The sequence below is a fragment of the Litoreibacter meonggei genome, assembly GCF_003663885.1.
GTDB lineage: Bacteria > Pseudomonadota > Alphaproteobacteria > Rhodobacterales > Rhodobacteraceae > Litoreibacter > Litoreibacter meonggei.
Window position 1 is genome coordinate 101,387 of sequence record NZ_RCCE01000002.1, and the last position, 20,623, is coordinate 122,009.

At 54.2% G+C, this 20,623-nt stretch carries 19 protein-coding genes; 18 read left to right on the top strand and 1 reads right to left on the bottom strand.

Going from position 1 to position 20,623, the window contains the following annotated elements; translation table 11 throughout:
• Positions 1–9: 9 nt before the first annotated feature.
• The 13 genes from BCF46_RS05200 to BCF46_RS05265 all read left to right on the top strand — a co-directional run bounded on the left by BCF46_RS05200 (position 10) and on the right by BCF46_RS05265 (position 14,140).
• On the top strand, positions 10–1,038 hold the full coding sequence (locus tag BCF46_RS05200; RefSeq protein WP_121022470.1) for an aldo/keto reductase: 1,029 nt from the start codon (positions 10–12) through the stop codon (positions 1,036–1,038).
• Positions 1,035–1,877, top strand: coding sequence for an amidohydrolase family protein (locus BCF46_RS05205; RefSeq protein ID WP_121022472.1), 843 nt, complete (start codon positions 1,035–1,037; stop codon positions 1,875–1,877). The genes BCF46_RS05200 and BCF46_RS05205 overlap by 4 nt, the downstream gene beginning before the upstream one ends.
• A 534-nt stretch (positions 1,878–2,411) precedes the next feature.
• Positions 2,412–3,956, top strand: a complete 1,545-nt coding sequence (locus BCF46_RS19920; RefSeq protein WP_245989856.1) for a class I SAM-dependent methyltransferase — start codon at positions 2,412–2,414, stop codon at positions 3,954–3,956.
• Positions 3,957–3,980: 24 nt separating this feature from the next.
• Entirely contained in the window at positions 3,981–4,856 is an 876-nt protein-coding gene (locus BCF46_RS05220) for an alpha/beta fold hydrolase (protein ID WP_121022474.1), read from the top strand.
• Positions 4,857–4,899: 43 nt separating this feature from the next.
• Complete coding sequence (locus BCF46_RS05225) at positions 4,900–5,784, top strand: aldo-keto reductase family protein (RefSeq protein ID WP_147435955.1); 885 nt, start codon at positions 4,900–4,902, stop codon at positions 5,782–5,784.
• A complete protein-coding gene (locus BCF46_RS05230; RefSeq protein WP_121022478.1) occupies positions 5,781–6,758 on the top strand; it encodes a hypothetical protein in 978 nt (325 codons plus the stop codon). Before BCF46_RS05225 ends, BCF46_RS05230 begins: the two co-directional genes overlap by 4 nt.
• Before the next feature lie 330 nt (positions 6,759–7,088).
• The gene (locus BCF46_RS05235; RefSeq protein ID WP_121022479.1) at positions 7,089–9,968 is read left to right on the top strand and encodes a monovalent cation/H+ antiporter subunit A; all 2,880 of its coding nucleotides are present in this window, start codon (positions 7,089–7,091) and stop codon (positions 9,966–9,968) included.
• A gap of 1 nt (position 9,969) precedes the next feature.
• Positions 9,970–10,326 carry a Na+/H+ antiporter subunit C gene (locus BCF46_RS05240; RefSeq protein WP_121022481.1) on the top strand — a complete coding sequence of 119 codons (357 nt, stop codon included), beginning with the start codon at positions 9,970–9,972 and terminating at the stop codon, positions 10,324–10,326.
• Positions 10,323–11,867: a monovalent cation/H+ antiporter subunit D gene (locus tag BCF46_RS05245; RefSeq protein ID WP_121022483.1), complete on the top strand. Its 1,545-nt coding sequence runs from the start codon at positions 10,323–10,325 to the stop codon at positions 11,865–11,867. The genes BCF46_RS05240 and BCF46_RS05245 overlap by 4 nt, the downstream gene beginning before the upstream one ends.
• Position 11,868: 1 nt before the next feature.
• Positions 11,869–12,369, top strand: a complete 501-nt coding sequence (locus BCF46_RS05250) for a Na+/H+ antiporter subunit E (RefSeq protein WP_121022485.1) — start codon at positions 11,869–11,871, stop codon at positions 12,367–12,369.
• Complete coding sequence (locus tag BCF46_RS05255) at positions 12,366–12,653, top strand: K+/H+ antiporter subunit F (protein WP_121022487.1); 288 nt, start codon at positions 12,366–12,368, stop codon at positions 12,651–12,653. The genes BCF46_RS05250 and BCF46_RS05255 overlap by 4 nt, the downstream gene beginning before the upstream one ends.
• On the top strand, positions 12,650–13,024 hold the full coding sequence (locus BCF46_RS05260; protein WP_121022490.1) for a cation:proton antiporter: 375 nt from the start codon (positions 12,650–12,652) through the stop codon (positions 13,022–13,024). Before BCF46_RS05255 ends, BCF46_RS05260 begins: the two co-directional genes overlap by 4 nt.
• A gap of 171 nt (positions 13,025–13,195) precedes the next feature.
• Positions 13,196–14,140: a 2-hydroxyacid dehydrogenase gene (locus BCF46_RS05265; RefSeq protein ID WP_170157864.1), complete on the top strand. Its 945-nt coding sequence runs from the start codon at positions 13,196–13,198 to the stop codon at positions 14,138–14,140.
• 17 nt (positions 14,141–14,157) lie between these two features.
• Here BCF46_RS05265 and BCF46_RS05270 read toward each other — a convergent pair whose 3' ends face one another.
• Positions 14,158–15,213, bottom strand: a complete 1,056-nt coding sequence (locus BCF46_RS05270) for a LacI family DNA-binding transcriptional regulator (RefSeq protein WP_121022492.1) — start codon at positions 15,211–15,213, stop codon at positions 14,158–14,160.
• A gap of 123 nt (positions 15,214–15,336) precedes the next feature.
• Between BCF46_RS05270 and BCF46_RS05275 the strand changes: the two genes are divergently transcribed.
• The 5 genes from BCF46_RS05275 to BCF46_RS05295 all read left to right on the top strand — a co-directional run bounded on the left by BCF46_RS05275 (position 15,337) and on the right by BCF46_RS05295 (position 20,391).
• Complete coding sequence (locus BCF46_RS05275) at positions 15,337–16,419, top strand: ABC transporter ATP-binding protein (RefSeq protein ID WP_121022493.1); 1,083 nt, start codon at positions 15,337–15,339, stop codon at positions 16,417–16,419.
• A gap of 29 nt (positions 16,420–16,448) precedes the next feature.
• Positions 16,449–17,786, top strand: coding sequence for an extracellular solute-binding protein (locus BCF46_RS05280; protein ID WP_121022496.1), 1,338 nt, complete (start codon positions 16,449–16,451; stop codon positions 17,784–17,786).
• Between the two features lie 114 nt (positions 17,787–17,900).
• A complete protein-coding gene (locus BCF46_RS05285; RefSeq protein ID WP_121022498.1) occupies positions 17,901–18,815 on the top strand; it encodes a carbohydrate ABC transporter permease in 915 nt (304 codons plus the stop codon).
• On the top strand, positions 18,815–19,687 hold the full coding sequence (locus tag BCF46_RS05290) for a carbohydrate ABC transporter permease (RefSeq protein ID WP_121022500.1): 873 nt from the start codon (positions 18,815–18,817) through the stop codon (positions 19,685–19,687). Before BCF46_RS05285 ends, BCF46_RS05290 begins: the two co-directional genes overlap by 1 nt.
• On the top strand, positions 19,687–20,391 hold the full coding sequence (locus BCF46_RS05295) for a cytochrome b561 domain-containing protein (protein WP_121022502.1): 705 nt from the start codon (positions 19,687–19,689) through the stop codon (positions 20,389–20,391). The genes BCF46_RS05290 and BCF46_RS05295 overlap by 1 nt, the downstream gene beginning before the upstream one ends.
• The last annotated feature ends 232 nt before the right edge of the window (positions 20,392–20,623 follow it).

Here is a 20,623-nt window from a genome sequence, read left to right on the forward strand (position 1 = left end):
GAGGTCTAGATGGCTTTGAAGACACGGCACTGGGACCGGCTTGGCAATGGCGGGCTGACATTCACGGAATTAGGTTTTGGCACGGCCCCCTTGGGCAATCTTTACAAGGCGATCTCGGACGAAGACGCCCGCGCAACGCTTGATGCGGCTTGGGATGGCGGTGTCCGTTACTTCGACACTGCCCCGCTTTATGGGCTTGGGTTATCGGAGACGCGCTTGAACCCGTTCCTGCGCGACAAGCCGCGCGACGAGTATGTCTTGTCCAGCAAAGTGGGTCGGTTGATCCAGCCATGCGCGCCCGAACACCGCGCAGGCGTTGGCAAATGGTTTGATGTGCCGCAACGACGCGAGCACTATGACTACAGTTATGATGGCATTATGCGCAGTTTCGAGCATTCTTTCTCTCGGCTTGGCGTAGACCGGATCGACATTCTGTACGTCCATGACCTGTGCGTATTTTCCCACGGCTCCAAGGAAATTTCCGATATGCGGATCAAGGAATTCTTCGGCGGGCGCGGCTATGACGCGATGATCTCGCTGCGCGACCAAGGTGTAATCCGTGCGATAGGTGGCGGAATAAACGAGTGGGAGGTCTGCCAGGCGCTTGCAGAGCGCGGGGACTTCGACCTGTTCCTTCTAGCCGGTCGCTACACCTTGCTGGAGCAAAAAGCTCTCGATAGCTTCCTGCCGCTCTGCGATGCCCGAGGGATCGGGATCGTGACAGGCGGGCCATATAATTCCGGTATCCTGGCAACCGGAGCAAAACCCGGCTCTTACTACAATTATGACGCCGCGCCGAAGGACATCATTGATCGGGTCAATGCCATCGAGGCGGTTTGCACCGATCATGGCGTGCGTATGGTCGATGCTGCATTTCAATTCCCACTGCTGCATCCGGCCCATGTCGCGGTAATCCCCGGCGGGCAAGGCGTGGCCGAGACGAAGGGCAATCTGCAGGCCGCGCAGGCGAACATTCCGGCGGCGCTATGGGCCGACCTGAAAACCAAAGGACTGATGCGCGAGGATGCACCCACATGAAAATCGACGCGCACCAGCATTTCTGGCAACCGCTTCGGGGCGACTATGACTGGATGCCCCAAGACGACCGGACCCTAAACAGACCCTATGGACCATCCGATCTTGCGCCAAGTCTGGTCAAACACAACATTGATGGCACCGTTGTGGTGCAGGCCGCCGCAACGATTCAAGAAACGGAGTATATGCTTGGATTGGCCGACGCCACGCCTTCCATCAAAGGCGTTGTGGGGTGGGTTGATTTCGAGAATCAAAGTGATTTGGCCCATCTGAAGCGCTTCTCTGCACACCCGAAATTCCTCGGGGTTCGGCCGATGATCCAAGATATTCCCGATGTGAACTGGATGCTACGCGATGACGTCCAATGGGCCTACCGCGCAATTATTGATCTGGACCTGGCTTTCGATGCGCTTGGCTTTCCGCAACACTTGCCAAATTTCTTGACACTCATGCAGCGCTACCCAGAGATGCGAGTGGTTTATGACCACTGCATGAAGCCGCAAATTCGCGATCAGCGCACAGGGCAAGATGCGTTCACGCTCTGGGCTGACGGGATGTCACGACTGGCCGATGAGACGAATGGATGCTGCAAGTTTTCAGGCTTGATCACTGAGGCTGACGATGGCTGGGCAATTGAGGATTTGCGCCCCTTCGCCGAACACGTGTTAAAGGCCTTCGGGGCCAAGCGGGTGATGTGGGGGTCGGACTGGCCTGTCTGCCGATTGCAAGCGGAATACGGCGATTGGTATGACATAGCAGATGCGCTGACACGGGACATGACAGACTCCGACCGCGCAGAAATTTTCGGAGGCACGGCAGCCAGGTTTTATCGCTTGGAGTGAGCTGTCATAAACGCGCGCGGGCCCAGAATGTTAAAAATCTAAGCTTCAGTCCGCCCCGATTGCAATTGTCCCAGATGGGGCGAATTGAGCTACATTTACGCATTTTTTGTATCGGTAATCGACCAAGATGTTTGACCGTATGCGATAAGCCAACGCGGCTTTGTCGTTCACAGATTTCTCGACGACAAATCCTTACGTCAGCGACGAGGCCGCAAAAATCTGGTGCGACTGGAAAGTGACTTGATGCAACAAACAGATGGCAACAGAACGCCGTAGGTTGTCACGTTTGTGCCTGAATGATAACAGATTTATGGAGTTCTATGGTCCAACCGAAGACGATTTGGCGATCGCGAATTGCCGCAATGCACAAGTGGGAAATACCATGAAAATCCACCCTCAGACGCCCATCGCAGGCAATCCATCCCCCACGCTGAAAGATCGATTTGTGCTACATAAGGCATTGACCAAATTCATGTTATGACCGCGCACAAAAACACACAAAAACAATAAAAATCAGGTATATGAGGTAACTAAATGGCATTGAGCAAAATTGGTATGCTCTGGATGGAAGGTCCGCTGAGCTATCTTGAGGTGCTTTGCGTTAAGTCCTTTGTGGACGCGGGACACGATGTTGTTCTTTACCATTATGGGCCACTGGAAAACGTGCCGGACGGCGTCCGCTTGGAGAGCGCTGAACAGTTTCTTCCTAGAGAAGGGTTTCTAACGCATAGACGCACCGGCAGCCCTGCCCTGCACTCGGATGTGTTTCGCTATAAGATGTTGGAAAAAAACACCGACATGATTTGGGCAGACACTGATGCCTATTGCCTGAAGCCCTTTGAAACCGATAACGGCCACTTTTATGGCTGGGAGTCCAAATCACACATAAACGGCGGGGTTCTCGGCCTGCCCTCGGACAGCGACACTTTGGGCGAGTTGCTTGCGTTCACCAGCGACGAATACTCGATACCCAGCTATTATGGCCCAGAATACGAACAAGAGCTGATCACGGCCAAAGAGCAGGGCAATCCTGTTCATGCTAGTGATCAGCCTTGGGGGGTTTGGGGTCCGCATGCGATCACGCATTTCCTGCATAAGACCGGTGAAGCGAAATATGCCTTTGCTCAGGACGTGTTGTACCCCGTTCTCTACAAAGATCGGCGCAACATGCTGAAAAGGAATTTCGATCTATCGAACGAGATCACCGAAAACACCAAATCAATCCACTTCTATGGACGGCGTATGCGCAAGCGCTTGGTAGAAAAGGAGGGCGGCATCCCTCACCACAAAAGCCTGATTGGTGGGCTGCTCAAAAAGCACAATGTCGACCCGGCATCGGCCCCCCTGCCCGTCAGTAATCCGCCGGTTGCGGAGCCAGATCACCCACAAAGAAAGTATGAAAGCAGCTTGCCCAACCTGACTGACCTCGCTGACAAGCATGGCACTGACAAAGGCAGCACCAAGCACCGCTATAGCGAGATGTACCAGCTTCTGTTCTTACCTTTTCAAAACCGACCGATCAAACTGCTGGAGATGGGACTTCAAATAGGAGGTCCAGAGCACGGCAAAGACAAAGACCGTCAGACCAGTGATCTGCCCTCGGTTCGGATGTGGCTTGAGTTTTTCGAGAAGGCCCATGTTTATGGCCTCGACGTTTCTGATTTTTCTTGGTTCTCGGAGGAGCGTTTCACCTTTGTGCGCTGCGATATGGACAGGCGCGATGCGATCGTAACGGCGACCGCGGATTTACCTGTAATGGATGTGATCATCGATGACGCCTCCCACGCCTCACACCACCAGCAGAACGGCTTCTTAGAGCTTTGGGATAAGTTAACTCCGGGCGGGTTGTATATTATCGAAGATTTGCGTTGGCAGCCCAAGCACATGGAACATGATGGTATCACCAAGACAGGTGATCTGTTCTACGGCTTCCAAAGAGACAAAAAATTCGTCCATAGTGATCCGCAGCTGGAGGCAGAGTTCAACAAGATCGCACCAGAGATTTCAGGATGCTTTGTGTTTCAAGCCGGGTACAATATCCGCAAACGCAACCAAATGGCAGTAATTCACAAACGCTGAAGGTCGGCGACGGAGGGCAGAGACATGATGGATGCAGCAGCGCATCCCGACGCGGACGACCTGCCCAGCTGGTATCAGGAGATATTTCCAGCAGGACCCTGCAACGGCTTCTATCAGAAATTTGAACACCACGCCGTCATGTGTGTCGAGCGGGATCCTAATGTTTTGGTGGTCTCGTTCGACAACTTGGCAGAGGCCGGAAACAAAAACATGAAACGTGAGGCTTGGGCCGGCAAATTCTTGTCCGATCTGGGCGTCAGCCATATGGGCGTCTTTTCCCAAGGACCGACTTGGTTTCGCGACCAATCGCTTGTTACTTACCTGACAATGTTACGCGATCAGGGGTTCTTTCGCCGTTTTTCTCGCGTTGTGTTCTGCGGCACGTCTATGGGCGGTTTTGCAGCGCTGGCATTCGCGAGCTTGTCGCCCGGCGCGGTGGTAATGGCATTTAGCCCTCAATCCTCTCTGGATGCAGAGCTTGTGCCTTGGGAGCCGCGATTTCGTAAAGGCCAAGCCCAGAATTGGGAGTTACTTCATTCAGATGGCGCCGCTGAAATCGAGCAAGCCAGCAAGGTGTACGTTGTCTACGATCCGTTTGAACCGCTGGATTGCGCCCATGTTGACCGCCTGAGCGGAGAACACGTTGTGCGTTTGCCCGCGCCGGGATTGGGACATAAGTCAGCTCTGGTTCTGCGTCGGATGGATCGCTTAAAATCGGTTATGGCCAGCGCGATCCAAGGCGACCTCTCCCCGCTGAGCTTTGCTAAGATGATCCGCAATCGTAAAGATATCTATCTATACAAAGTGAATATGGTGAATCTTCTGACCGCTAAAAACCGCCACACATTATCGGCGCAGTTCGCGAAGGCCTTTCGTGCGCGGCGCAAACAAAGGAGTTGATGTTTTGACAGATTCGTCAGCATCGGACCAAGACGCGCAACCAGTGGCTGAAACCTTTCGGGATACTTTGTCCGAAATCGGAAATCGGGAGGGGTTTTTTCGCGACTTGGGGACGGAGCATTCGGCTTTATTTTCACAGCGTGGTAAAACACTGGTGGTCACATTCGAAAACCTTGACCACGTCCGCGAACAAACTGATGATCAATTGCCGTGGGGATATTCTTTTTGTGCCTCAAAAAACTGGTCGATGCTTGGGTTGATGGCGCATGGTTGGACTTGGTACCGAGATCCGGCAGTCTACGACTTTTTCGACGAATTGAGAGATAGCGGTTTTTTCGCCCAGTTCGACAAGGTTGTTTTTTACGGGGCGTCCATGGGTGCTTACGCGGCTTGCGCCTTTGCCTCAGCCGCGCCCGGGTGCGATGTGATCGCAATCAGCCCCCAAGCGACACTGAACCGCGACGTCACCAGCTGGGAAACCCGGTATCGCAAGGTCTGGAAGCGCGATTTCACCAATCGCTACGGATTTGCGCCAGACCAATTGAGAAACTGCCAAAAGGTGACTTTGTTTTATGATCCGTCTGCGCAATTGGACGCAATGCACGCGGCACTGTTTCGCGCGGATAATATTGAAAAACGAAAATGCAGGTACATGGGGCACCGGATTGCGTCGTTATGGGCGCTGATGGGGGTTCTGAAACCGATTGTTGAAGGCACCATCGAAGGAACGCTCTCGGAGCAGCGCTTCTATCAGTTGATGCGCGCGCGGCATGAGACCCCTCGATACCAAAAGGAGATGCTCTCCCGCCTCGTCAGTCAACAACGACACCCTCATATTGTTCGCCTGTGCCGATATGTATTAGATCGTCGTCGCGCCCCACATTTTCGAGCACAACTGCGTGTCTCGACGCAGGAACTTAAACCATGAGCCGGCTCATAATTCACATTGGCGCGCCCAAAACCGGAACCACCGCGATCCAAAGCCACCTGTATCGCAATCAGGATGCGTTGCGAAATCAAAGTGTTAACTACACGGTGACACAACGGAACCATATCGCGCATAACATCCTGCCGCGTGTCATTCGCAAAGGGAGCGGCCCCGCATATTTTGAAGACCTGGTGAACGAAATCCAGCAATCGCCTGCAGACAGCCACATCATATCCTCTGAGATGCTGTTCAACCCAGAAATCGCCCGCCGCATGTGTCAGCTTGCTGCGGATCATCTGCCTCAAGACATCTTAAAAAATACGAAGATTATTTGTTACCTGCGTCGCCATGATCAGTTCTTGGAGTCCCTCTACAAGCAGTTTGTGAAACGAGGCAAAATTCCGGCTGACCCGCCGGAGTTTTTAGAGCAGCAACTGTCTAAACTAAGCTACCAGCGCGTTCTGTCGACCTATGGGGACGTGTTCGGTCAGGACAACGTGGTGATCCGCCCGTTTGATCGCGCAAAGCTGGAAGGCGGTGACGTCGTCCAAGACTTTTTCTCATGCCTTGGCTTGCCCAAATCCGGATCAGATCCAGCCGCAGAAAGTGGCGAAATCAACCCAACGCTTTCGGCGGAAATCTCCGAGCAAATCGGATATATGGCGCTGCATGCCGGATTTAATCCACGCGAACTAATCCGGGCTGTTATTGCGCTTGGCGATCAAAACGCTTTCCGAAAAAACGACGTGTTTGACGGCGACGACCAGCGTAGAATTGCGGCACATTTTGCGGAAGATGAAGCCGCGTTGTGCGCTTGGACTGGATCAACTGCGACGCAGTTTTTTGATCATGACGACCTTGACTGCAAGGTAACGCCACCAATTTCGCTCCTTGAGCAGCACAATCGTTGGGCCCGCGCATCTGAAATTGTCGCGAAGGCAGTTTGCATCTGCTTGAAGCGCTCTGACGCATAATATCGAGCAAGCGACAACGGTGCTTGAACTAATCATCGACCAGTCGTGCGAGCGCCTAGAAGGCTTTAGCCACAGAAATATGGGGTGCGTCGACATTCAATGAACGAGAGAATCTGGAGAACGTATCGCTGATGCTTCATAGGGCTTGATCGACGCGGGTCCAGATATTCAAACCGCCCTAGGGCGATATGGATCGGGTGGACGGAGCCCAATAGAGCATTTTTCGGAACTAATCGCGAAGTTGTTGACATAATTTGTCGCTTACTCTTGAGGTTTCGTGAATATACAGCACATTAGACCGAACCAAAAACCTTCGGATTAGGAGTTCGCGTGTCCCTCTTCTTTATCGTTGCTTTGCCGTTCTTTGGCGCGCTGCTTCCAGGTTTGATGAACTCTGCTGGCAGGTCAGCAACAGCTGGCGTGACATTCACCGTCTCATTGGCGGCGTTTGTCGGTCTGCTGACCAACCTGCCGACGGTGCTTGCAGGCGACGTCGTAATGGCGCGGGTCGACTGGATGCCCTTGCTGGGACTGAACTTTTCACTGATGCTGGACGGGTTGGGCTTTTTCTTCGCCTTATTGATACTTGGCATTGGCCTTTTGATCATTGCGTATGCGCGGCACTATCTTAGCCGCGACGACAATATGGGGCAGTTTTTCACTTACCTTCTGCTCTTTCAGGGCGCGATGGTGGGTATCGTTCTAAGCGACAACATCCTGCTTTTGCTGGTTTTTTGGGAACTGACGTCGCTATCTTCGTTCCTGCTCATCGGATACTGGAAACACTTACCCGAAGGGCGTCAGGGCGCGCGAATGGCCTTGACTGTCACGGGTATGGGCGGTTTGGCGATGATTGGTGGCATGCTGATCTTGGGCCAGATCGTAGGCAGTTATGATCTTAGTATTATCTTGCAAAACCGCGATCTCATTCAGGCCGATCCATTGTACTTGCCTGCATTGATACTGATCCTGTTGGGCTGTTTTACCAAGTCAGCGCAATTCCCGTTTCACTTCTGGCTACCGCACGCAATGGCGGCCCCTACGCCGGTGTCGGCCTACCTGCACTCGGCCACTATGGTGAAAGCGGGGATTTTCTTGATGGCGCGGATGTGGCCGGTTCTGTCTGGCACACCGGAATGGTTCATGATCGTGACCTCCGCGGGGCTGATTACGATGGTGTTGGGTGCCGTGATTGCGTTGTTTAAGCACGACTTGAAAGCGCTGTTGGCGTTCTCCACGGTGAGCCATCTGGGCTTAATCACCATGTTGCTGGGCACAGGAACAGCCTTTGGGGCGATGGCCGCTGTGTTTCACATCCTCAACCACGCGACTTTTAAGGCGGCTCTCTTCATGTCCGCGGGGATCATCGATCACGAGGCCCACACACGCGATATTCGACGTCTGGGCGGCTTGCGAAAGCTTATGCCAGTGACGTTCGCGATCGCGTCGTTAGCCGCCTTGTCGATGGCGGGCATTCCCTTGCTCAACGGGTTCTTGTCCAAAGAAATGATGCTCGAGGAGGCACATCACACGGTGCTGTTTGGCGTACCTTGGTTGGTGCCTGCGTTGGCGACGTTCGGGTCGCTGTTTTCCGCAGCTTATTGTTTCCGTCTCATCGGGCATGTGTTCCTCGGCCCTGTACGCGATGATTATCCGGCCAAGCCGCATGACCCGGGTGCCGGACTGTGGTTGCCGCCCGCTCTGCTTGTCGTGCTCGTGGTGGCGATTGGTGTAGCACCGTTCATCGCGGAGCCTTTCGTAAAATTGGTTACGGCGTCGGTATTGGGTGACGCGGCCGAAGTGCCTCACGCGCATTTCAAGATCTGGCATGGACTTGTACCTGCGCTGTTCATGTCCGTTATCGCGGTTGCGGGCGGTTTGCTGATGCTGGCCGTTTTCAATCCAGCGCTGCGGTTCTGGGACGCTGCGCCCCGCCCCGAGGCGAAAACTATTTTCGAAGCGATTGTCGAGATGGCAGCAACACTCGCGCAAAAACTGATCCTGCCGCTGCACAATGGTGCATTCTCGCGCTACGCGGCCATCGGCTCAATCGTGATCTTTGCGGCGGGCTATCACGCTTGGAGCACAGGTACGGTTGGCGCACCAACGCGTACCATGCAGGCTGCCGGCCCCGTGACCATCGCAGGCTGGCTGATGCTCGTAGCTGCTACCGCGGGCATGGTGTTGATGCACCGTAATCGCCTGCTATCTTTGATCTTGATCGGCATTGTGGGCCTAATGGTCTCTATTGGGTTTGTATTCTTCAGCGCCCCTGACTTGGCGATGACGCAATTCACCGTCGAGGTCGTCACGATCATCTTGATGCTGCTCGCGTTGAACTTCTTGCCAAACACCACCCCCATCGAAAGCTCGGTCCTGCGTCGTGTCCGTGACACAGGTGTCGCTCTGGTTGGCGGTCTTGCGACGTTTGGGCTGTCTTACCACTACATGCTGCGCGATGCGGTCAGCACACCAATTTCTGAGTTCCATTTGGCCAACTCCTACAAAGGCGGCGGCGGCACGAATGTGGTCAATGTGATCCTTGTCGACTTCCGTGGATTTGATACCTACGGCGAAATTATCGTGCTGGGCATCGCCGCCCTGTTGATCTTTGCATTGACGGAAACACTGCTGGGTGGACCCGTGCGCGCACGACTGCTTAACTGGACGCCTGATCAGGCGCGCGCGGGCGATATGCATCCGATGATGATGGTCGTGCTGACGCGGGTTATTATGCCGGTAGTTCTAATGGTCGGTTTCTACATCTTCCTACGTGGCCACAACGAACCTGGGGGTGGGTTTATTGCCGGACTTATCGTTTCGATAGCGGTGGTCATGCAATACATGGCCAGTGGATTCGGTTGGGCGTCGGCGCGACTTAAATACCCCTATCACGGGGTGATTGGGGCAGGCGTTTTGATCGCGGGACTAACTGGCATCGGAGCTTGGTTCTTTGGCAAGCCGTTCCTGACATCTGACTTCACCTATGTCCGCATTCCGCCTTTCGAGAAGTTTGAGTTGGCTACGGCGGCGTTGTTCGACTTGGGCGTATTCCTCGCTGTGGTTGGCGCTGTCATGTTGTCACTTGAAAGCTTCTCCCGTCTTGCCCGGCTTGCGAGCGCACCCGACAACGATCACCCAATGGATATTGACCCGTCTCGCGACGATCTTCCGGCTGAGTTGGCTGCATCTGGAAAGGAGGCCGTTTAGCATGGAACTACTTGTTGCATCCGCCATCGGCATCCTGACTGCTGGGGGGCTCTACCTCGTCCTTCGTCTACGAACGTTCCCGGTTATTTTGGGCATCTCGTTGCTGACCTATGCCGTCAATATCTTTCTCTTCACCTCTGGGCGCTTGACCACCGGGGCGCCGCCTATTCTTCGTGACGGGGTGAACGTGTATTCTGACCCACTTCCGCAGGCGCTAGTTTTGACGGCCATCGTGATCTCCTTTGGTATGACTGCCGTGGTGGTTATGATCGGTCTTGGGGCCTTCCTTGGCTCCGACGATGATCATGTGGACGATCAGCCCGAGACCGATGAAGACCACTCGGAGGGCACATCATGACCCATTGGATCGCTGTCCCAATCATCCTGCCTGCCTTGGTTGCGCCATTCATCGTTCTTGCAGCGCGCCATCACATCGGCATCCAGCGCGTCTTGTCCGTGTCGGGCGTGCTGGCCTTGATCGCAGTTGCTTGCGGCCTGGCTATGCAGTCAGCCGACGGCACAATCACGCTGTATCAGATGGGCGATTGGGCGGCCCCTTTCGGCATCGTGTTGGTGGCTGACCAATTGTCGACCATGATGGTCCTGCTGACGGCGGTCCTGGCGCTGTTTGTGCTGCTCTACGCCATCGGATCCGGCTGGGACGAGCGCGGGTGGCATTTCCACGCGTTGTTTCAGTTTCAACTCATGGGGATCATGGGGGCATTCCTGACGGGCGACCTTTTCAACCTGTTCGTCTTCTTCGAGGTTCTGTTGATCGCGTCCTACGGATTGATGATCCACGCAGGCGGTAACGCGCGACTTCGGGCTGGGGTGCAATACGTGCTGTTTAACCTCATCGGCTCCACGCTGTTTTTGTTCGCACTTGGCTCAATCTACGCCGAAACCGGCACGCTCAACATGGCCGATCTGGCCAATCGCGTGGCACAAATTGGCGCGGAGGAAACTGTGGGTATTCGTGTCGCCGCAGTTCTGTTGCTGCTGGTCTTCGCGATCAAGGCGGCCCTCGTGCCGCTGCATTTTTGGCTACCGTCAAGCTATGCAGAAGCGCCCGCCCCTGTCGCAGCCCTGTTCGCGATCATGACCAAAGTTGGCGCCTATGCTATCATTCGGGTCTACACGATGATCTTCCCGCCAGACCTCGACGTCACCGCGGGATTACATGACCTATGGATGTTACCCGCCGCATTGGTCTCTTTGGCGGTCGGGATGATCGGTGTGCTTGCAGCAAAAAAATTGGACCGGCTAGTAGCCTTCTCGGTCATTGGCTCCATGGGCATGGTGATGGTGGCGATCTCGCTGTTCACGCCTGGCAGCATTGCGGCTGCACTTTATTACATCGTGCATTCGACATTGGCCGGTGCCGCGTTGTTTTTGATTGCTGATCTTGTGCGCACAGGGCGGGCGAACCTCGACCTGACGCTTCAACCGACTGTTGCCGGGAACTCCCTGACCGCAGCCCTATTCTTTACCGGCGCGATTGCCATGGCGGGCTTGCCGCCCTTGTCTGGCTTTCTTGGTAAACTGCTTGTTCTCGACGCCGCTTTCGATAGCGATCTCGTAGTCTGGATCTGGGTGATTGTACTCAGCTCGAGCTTGGTCAGTATTCTTGGCTTTGCCCGGGCGGGCAGTATCCTGTTTTGGAAAGCCCATAGCGTCGAGGCGACTGACGAGACCGATGCGCTGCCGCGACCAAATATGTTGTCTTATGTTTCAGTAGGTGGACTGATCTTGCTCTTGGCTGCGCATACGGTCTTCGCGGGGCAAGTCCACGGCTACACGACAACTATGGCCAAGCACTTGTTCGCGCCGGAGCCTTATATTTCTACCGTGCTGGATGCGCCGGGCAAACTGAGTGAGCCGACCGAGGGGGACCACTGAAATGACACGCGCATACCAATGGCTTTTGCCGCACCCGTTTCTTACTCTCCTGTTGGCGATTGTGTGGATGTTGCTACAAAACGAGGTCTCTGCGGGGATGGCGGTCTTTGGTATTATCCTTGGCATCATCATCCCAAGAATGACCTCGATCTGGTGGCCGGACACGCCCAAAGGCTTCCGCCTTGGCAAAATGGTAACTTATAGCATCATGGTGATGTGGGACATTATGGTTGCCAACATTCAAGTCGCCTGGATTGTTCTATCGGTTCCGAACTCAAAGCTGAGGCCCGCCTGGATCGTGGTACCGTTAGAATTGCGCCAGCCGGAGGCAATAACCGTGCTTGCCGGAACCATCACGCTCACGCCTGGCACCGTCTCTGCCGATCTATCGGATGAGGGGCATAGCCTGCTTGTTCACGTACTACATACCCATGACCCCGAGGCAGTGGTCGTAGATATTAAGACTCGCTATGAGCGTCGCCTAAAGGAGATATTCCAATGACAACAGCAACGGCATTGATAAATATTGCGTTGATCATCGCGTTTGTAGCACTGGCACTCGGGCAAATTTTGTCGATGGTGCGGCTGGTGCTGGGCCCGACGTCAGGTGACCGAATTCTCGCGTTGGACACGATGGTGATCAATGCGCTTGGGCTGGTGGTTGTGCTGGGGATACATCAAGGCGTGCAGATCTATTTCGAGGTGTCTTTGCTCATTGCAATGCTGGGCTTCGTGTCTACCGTCGCGCTCGCGCGCTTCATTTTGCGGGGAGATATCATCGAATGACCGCTGAAATTATTGGAACATATGCAGTTGCGCTGTGCTTACTGATCGGGTCAGGTTTTGTGGCCGTTGGTGTGATCGGACTTTTGAAATTCAACGATTCCATGACCCGCCTGCATGCGCCAACCAAAGTCGGCACGGTCGGGATTGGGGCACTGCTCTTGGCTTCAATTGGTCACTCTTTTCTGCTGGGTGAGACATCGATACACGAGCTGTTGATTATGGCATTTTTGTTTGTGACGGCCCCGATTTCAGCGAACTTTATCGCTAAGGTAAATATTCACCTTCGCGCCTGCGAAACACCGCCACCGCCACCGCGTGACGATGCATGGTCAACACTAAGCACGCCCGACGATAACGATGAAACCGTCTGACATAAGCGCTCACTGTTTGTATGCGTCGCGGCTTTGACATTAAAATTTCGCGCAGGTGAAGTCCTTTGATGTTGGCTATTGCAGTATTTTGCTGATTTGTAGTTGATTGAGCCAATCGCCCGCCGCGTAAAATTTTTTGCGGTCTACCTCGCTAAATCGATCGGATTTTCCATGACAACGCGCCATATACTGACATTCGAGACCTATGATGACTGGGATCTTGTGCCGATGATGGCCGACTATACCATCTATAACCTGCCGCATGGTGCCGCTCTGGAGACGCTGCCGAAGGAGGCGTTCGAACTGGTCGAGGCCTTCGCGTTTAAGGGCCACGATACCTTGGGCGCGCAGACTATGGACGCTTTTCCCAAACTCGGCATGATCGCGAATTACGGAGTCGGCTATGACACTATCGATGTTTCTTACGCCGCCTCAAAAGGTATCAAAGTGTCGAACACGCCAGACGTATTGACTGACGATGTCGCAGATTTAGCCGTTGGGATGATCATCGCAAGTTCACGCGACATGACGGGTGCGCATATGTGGGTCAGTTCTGGCAATTGGGCCAAAAACGGCGCGTACCCCGTGCAACGTAAAGTGTCCGGAAAACGTGTTGGCATAGTGGGTCTCGGCCGGATCGGACGGTCAGTGGCAGAACGGTTGCAGCCCTTTGGTTGCGACCTTCACTACTATTCCCGTAGTCCGAAAGAGACCCACGGCTGGACCTATCACGCCGACATTGTGGCCATGGCAGCCGCTGTCGATATCCTCGTTCTCACGCTGTCTGGCGGTCCTGAAACCGCGGGTATCGTTGGTGCGGAAGCGCTTGATGCTCTTGGACCTGAAGGGCTACTGGTGAACACTTCCCGCGGGACCACTATTAACGAGAATGCCTTGTTGAACGCGCTTGAAGCCCGCACAATCCGGGCCGCGGCGTTAGACGTGTTTTTGAACGAACCTGAAATTGACCCTCGTTTCTTGGCACTGGACAATGTGCTGCTACAACCGCACCAGTCGTCTGGAACTATCGAGACGCGGAAAATCATGGGGCAGCTTCAACGCGACAATCTAGCTGCCTATTTCGCAGGAAAGCCCTTGCTGACGCCAGTTGTCTGAGTGTGGTTTCTGAATAGCTACGTGGTCTCGCCGCTGACAAATTCGACAGGCAACACAATGTTCCGTTCAATCGGAACACCATTGATGCGAGCCAGAAGATTTCTTGCACCGGTGACCCCCATCAAACGTCGCGGAGTGCGAATGGTTGTCAATCTTTTTGGCAGCACAGACGCGAGATCGAGCGAATTGAACCCAACAACCCCCATGTCGTCGGGAATTGAGAGTCCCAAGGAATTACACGCCATCATCCCGCCAAATGCCATGTGATCATTCAGAAAACAGATGATGTCTGGTTGCTCCTCGTTGATTAGCTCGGTGGCTCCTTGGAAACCGGCAGTGAACGCGCTTTGCAAGGGCGGGCGAGAAACCGGAACATGATTTTGGCCAATCTGCCTATAGATATCTCGTATTCCGGCAAGCCGGGCATCGGCGCGTATATCGTGACCTTTAGGGGTGCTAACAAAAGCGGGACACTTATACCCACGCTCGGTCGCATGCTGACCAATTGCCTGACCTGCTTTGAAATGGTCGATGCCAACACACAAGTCGATGGGATCATCCGTATGATCCCAAATCTCCAAAACCGGGAGCGGACTGGCCTTGAGCAATGCGTAGGTTTCTGGGTGATGATCCACGCCTGTCAGTATGACGGCAGCGGGCTGCCAAGACAGCAACCGCCGCACCCAGATCAGTTCGGCGTCTCTCGAATACTCGGTTGTGTCAATAACACTGGAATAACCGGCCTTCTCAAAGGTCTGTCGCATACCGTTCAGAATTTCTGCAAAAACCTCGCCTGCGAAGGTTGGAAGCGAAATTCCGACGAGATTTGAGTTGGCGACAGCAAGTGAACGCGCATTGCTGTTGGGAACGTAGTTAAGCGTCCTTGCGATCTTAAGAATCTCCGCGCGCTTCTTTTCCGAGACGCCTTCCACACCGCGCAAAGCCCGTGAAACTGTCATGATGCTGACATTGGCTTTGGCAGCTACGTCTTCGATTCTCGTCGCTTTTGCGCGGGGGGGGATGCTATTTCCTAACGCCAATTCATAATTCTTATCAGCAGCATAACCGCCCAACTACGTTAACGCTAACGTTCATTTTGCCTTTGGAGGCTTCTCGTGATGCCTTCTGTGGACGATCATGTGGAATAGCTATGGTTGGCCAGATAGACCACCAGCAGCGCTGTTTGGGAGGACGGAGTGCCGAAGATTACCTTCGATCAAGTAGCCAAAAGCTACGGTTCCGTTGAGGTTTTGCCGCCTTTCGATCTTGCGTTGGACGACGGCGAGTTCACCGTCCTTGTCGGACCATCCGGCTGCGGTAAATCGACGACTTTGCGCATGTTGGCCGGTCTCGAGACATTGTCTGGTGGTGAGATATTCTTCGACGAAAAACCGATCTCCAAGCTTGAACCGAAGGATCGTGATCTTGCAATGGTGTTTCAGGATTACGCCCTCTACCCGCACATGACGATTGCCAAGAATATGTCGTTCGCGCTGCGCCTCGCGCGCGCGCCCAAGTCCGAGATTGAAGAAAAAGTGCGGCGCGTTGCTGAAATGCTAAACATTGCGCCGCTATTGGATCGCAAACCCGCAGAGTTATCGGGTGGCCAACGTCAACGCGTCGCCATGGGCCGTGCTTTGGTCCGAGACGCTGGAACTTTTTTGTTCGATGAGCCGCTCTCCAACCTTGATGCCAAACTACGGGGCAAGATGCGGGCCGAGCTCGCGGAGATGCGCGACACGATCGATAAGAACATGGTCTATGTGACTCACGATCAGGTCGAAGCCATGACCCTTGGCGACCGGATCGTCGTCATGAGCGACGGTTTGATCCAGCAACAAGGCACACCTGAAGAGTTGTTCAAATCCCCGGTCAACAAATTCGTAGCTGGTTTCATAGGCTCTCCGAGCATGAATTTCATTGATGGCGAGCTGGTCGACGACGACGGAAAAACTTGGGTACATGGCGACGGCTTCAAGCTGCCGCTTGATTTGGACATCAGCGCACGGATGAACGATGTGCAGACGCGCGCGGTGACCGTCGGGCTACGCCCGTCCAGCTTAACAACCGATATATCGCGCGGCGCGCCGATAGAGTTGAAGGTCGTGGTGTCCGAATATCTTGGCGCCCAGTCCGTACTTGTTACCCGTTGCGGCGGGGCGGATGTGCTGGTCGAAACGCAAAGCACCTCGCCGGTACGGGCGGGCTCTGTTCAGACGTTCGGCGTGCTGACAAATGAAATCATGATTTTCGACAAAGCCTCAGGCTTGAGACTTTGAATAAGAATGGCATCTGGGAGGATTCAATAATGCTATCACTAAAAACAATTTTAACCGGGACGGCGCTTTCGCTCTCACTGGCCGGGGTCGCGGTCGCAGACGGTCATGGCGGGCCGTATGCGCCTTACGCCGGAACGACTCTTGTCATCAATGTTCCAGCACACCCGCACTACAACGCGATGATGAAAGTGCTACCTGAGTTCACCAAAGAAACCGGCATCGAGGTGGAAGTAGATCAACTGCAATACCTCAAAATGCGTGAGCGCCAAACGCTGGAACTGACAAAAGACGAAGGCGACTACGACATGATCGCCTATGTGGTTTTCTCGAAGGCTGATTACGTCTTTGCGGACCAACTGGAAAATCTTGCCAAATATTTCATGAACCCGAAGCTGTCTGATCCAAACTATGACGCAGAAGACTTGATTGACGGCTATGTCGCCAACATCGGCGTTGCAGGTGGTAAAAAGGGTTACCTGCCGGGTCAAACCGGATCGTTGTTCGGTATTCCATACGGCTCTGAGACATCGGTTCTAGCTTACCGCAAAGACATCTTTGAAAAGCACGGCATCGACGTTCCGCAAAACTACGACCAGCTATTGGACGCCGCTTGTAAAATTCCGGAAGTCGAAGAAGGCATGGGCGGCATGGCCTCGCGTGCAGCGTCCGGCCACCAAGCCTCGCACGCATTCTTGCTTCACCTCGCCCCGCTGGGTGGCCGCGTGTTTGATGACAATTGGAACCCGATCATCAACAACGAAGCCGGTGTGGCCGCCGCGAATGCTTTGAAAACCATCGTTGATTGTGGCCCTGAAGGTTCGCAAACCTTTGGCCCGGCAGAAGCAGCCGCGTCTTTCAGCCAAGGCACCTCCGCGATGTTCATGGACTCGATCGCATTTGCGGCTGGGTTCGAAGACCCAAGCAAATCCAAAGTTGCGGGTAAAGTCGGCTATGCCCTGCACCCCGAAGGTGTTCGTCGTGGTTCTCAAACCGGCGGGTTCGGCATCGCAATCCCGAAGAATGCGCAAAACAAAGAAGCGGCATTCTTGTTGATGCAGTGGCTGACATCCAAGAAGGGTGACTTGATGGCTGCGATGAATGGCGGCAACCCGTCACGGTTCTCTACCTACCAAGATGCGGGCCTGAATGCGAAATATCCGTATTCCGCGACCTTTGGGGAAGCGCTGAAATATGCTGATCCAGACTGGCGCCCCATCATCCCGACTTGGGGCAAGATCAACGCGGATATCGGCACTACTATGAGCCAAGTTCTGACCGAAGGTCTGGACCCACAAGAAGCGCTGGACGGTGTGGCAGCGCGTGCCAAGGATATCATGTCCGAGGCTGGCTACTACACTTGGCAATAGTCGCCTGAGGGAAAGCGGTAGGCCAATGGCCTGCCGCAACCTCACTCTTGAAAACCCGGGAGCTGGATAGGTCTTAACCAGCCCCCTACTCACCGTCCAATTCCGGATCATCCCATGCAAAGCGCGAATGTAAATCGGCTCACGCCATACTTGTTCCTCGCCCCTGCTGCGTTGATCATGGCTGTCGCGCTGCTCTACCCGATTGGGTACATGATCTACGCGAGCTTCCTTGACTGGAACCCCAGCCAACGGATTGGTGAGGCGGATTTCGTCGGTCTGCGCAACTACGTCAACCTCTTGAGTGATGCCGCCTTCCTCGAGAGTTTCTGGGTCACCATCAAGTTCGCGGCCATCGTCGTCTCCGTGGAGATGTTTATCGGTGTCGGTCTCGCTCTCCTGCTTGACCGCAATATTCGCGGCATGAGCTTGCTCCGCACACTGTTCATCCTGCCGATGATGATCGCACCTATCGTCGTGGGTCTGATGTGGCGCTATATGTATCACCCGACCGTGGGGATCTTTAACCGGACACTAAAGTCACTGGGCTTTGAGACTGTCCCTTGGTTGTCTGACGGGTCGTGGGCGTTTGCCTCGGTGGTTATTGCCGACGTGTGGCAGTGGACGCCGTTCATTTTCATTCTGTCATTGGCTGCCCTGCAATCTTTACCGCAATCAGCCATGGAAGCCTCTCGCATTGACGGGGCCACGGGCTGGCAGCAAATCATCCACATCAAGCTCCCGCTGATGATGCCGGTGCTGATCGTGACGCTGCTGTTGCGCCTTATCGACGCCTTCAAAGTGCTGGAGGTTATCTTGGTCCTGACCAATGGCGGGCCGGGTCTGTCGACCGAAATCCTGTCTCTTCGTATCTCTCGCACCGCATCCGAGTTCCGCGAGTTGGGAGAGGCCGCAGCCATGTCAAACTTCTTGCTGATCCTTCTGATGCTTCTGACCTTCGGCATGTTTTTCTACAATAAGGCCGTCGAGGTTCGTGCGGCCCGGTTACGCGCAGCGGCGGAGGAAGACTGATGTCGGATAAAACCTATGACAAGCAAAACCCCGCTTTCTACGCATTGTTGGTAGCCTTGGTCGTGATGGCAGTCGGGCCCATCGCGATGATGCTCATGACGTCTTTCAAGCTGAATGTAGACATCATGTCAGACACGTCGTCGCTGATCTTCATGCCGACGTTGCGGAATTACGAGACGGCCCTGTGCGACTTTCTTTGGTACGAAGCAGCCCATGTCGACTATTGCGACAAGACATTCGGGCGGGCATTGGTCAATTCATTGATCATCTCTCTGGTATCGACGGTCCTGACATTGGTCATAGGCTGCATGGCGGCCTATGCTCTGGTGCGCTTCCGGTTCATGGGACGCGACACGGTTTCCTTGTCTACACTGGCCATGCGTATGGTACCGCCCGCGGTATTGCTGGTGCCGGTCTTTGGCATCTGGACCTTCCAGTTTCAGATTGACGGCACGCGCGCCGGGATCATCTTAGTGTACGTGGCGATGAACCTGCCCTTCGTGATTTGGATATTGCAAAGTTTCATCGTTCAAGTGCCAATTCAGTTGGAAGAAGCTGCGCGCATGGATGGTGCAGGCCCCTTTCAGGTCTTCTTTCTTGTGGTGCTGCCTTTGATCAAACCCGGGCTTGCGGCGGCAGCGATCTTCACCTTCCGAGTGGCGTGGAACGAATTCCTGTTGGCCAATGCACTAGCGGACCGCAACTCCCGAACCGTTCCGGTAACCATCGTCAACTCGATGACCGAGTTTGACATTGATTGGGGAGTGATCATGGCAACGGGCATGTTGCTTGCCATACCACCAATCATATTCACCTTCGTGGCGTCACGGCAGATTATCACTGGCATGACCGCTGGTGCGGTCAAAGGCTGATGTTGGAGTGGCTGTTGGCTCCGATGGACGCTACGCGCGTCCACGAGGTAGGTTGGCATCTCAGTTGGCATGCACGAATTATGGTTTTGGCTTGGGGCATACTGGTCCCCTTGGGCATCATTGTCGCGCGCTACTGCAAGATTTCTCCGAAACAGAATTGGCCCGAACAGCTGGACAACCGGCTTTGGTGGAACACCCATCAATTCTGCCAATACAGCGCTTGTGCGCTGACGGGTGTTGGCGCGTGGTTCATTCTCAATGCGCCACCACTGGCGGGGGGCGGCGGGATACATTGGTATCTAGGTTGGACCACGCTCGCGTTGGCTTGCGTTCAGATCGCTGGTGGCGTGCTCAGAGGGTCAAAAGGTGGTCCCACAGACTCCGCTAAGAGTGAATCTGTTCGCGGAGATCATTTTGACATGACCACGCGGCGTTTGGTGTTTGAATTTGTCCACAAGGGAGCGGGTTATATTGTATTGGGCCTGTCATGTTTGACCATCTCTTCGGGCCTCTGGCAAGCCAACGCGCCGAAGTGGATGCTAGCAGTCATTGTCTTGTGGTGGATCACACTCATGGTCATCAGCGTTATACTACAGCGCAAGGGGCTGGCGTTCGACACCTACCAGGCGATTTGGGGACCGGACCCAAGTCTGCCCGGAAACAAGCGCAAGCCAATCGGGATTGGCATTTCGCGCAAGAAATAACAATTTAGCGGTCCCTATTTCCTTCACTAAGCAAAAGTGCCGCATTGTTGAGCAAACAATAGGTGCGCACACGGGCTCACATTAGGGGCTTAGATAATTGAAAATATTCCGATAGCTACATCACACAAACAATTGCCGTTAGACAATTCAACCGCCATTGATACCGGCGCTTTTACACGGATGCATGCTGCCGTTAGTGCGATCCAATTTGTCTGACGTCAGCGATTATGGG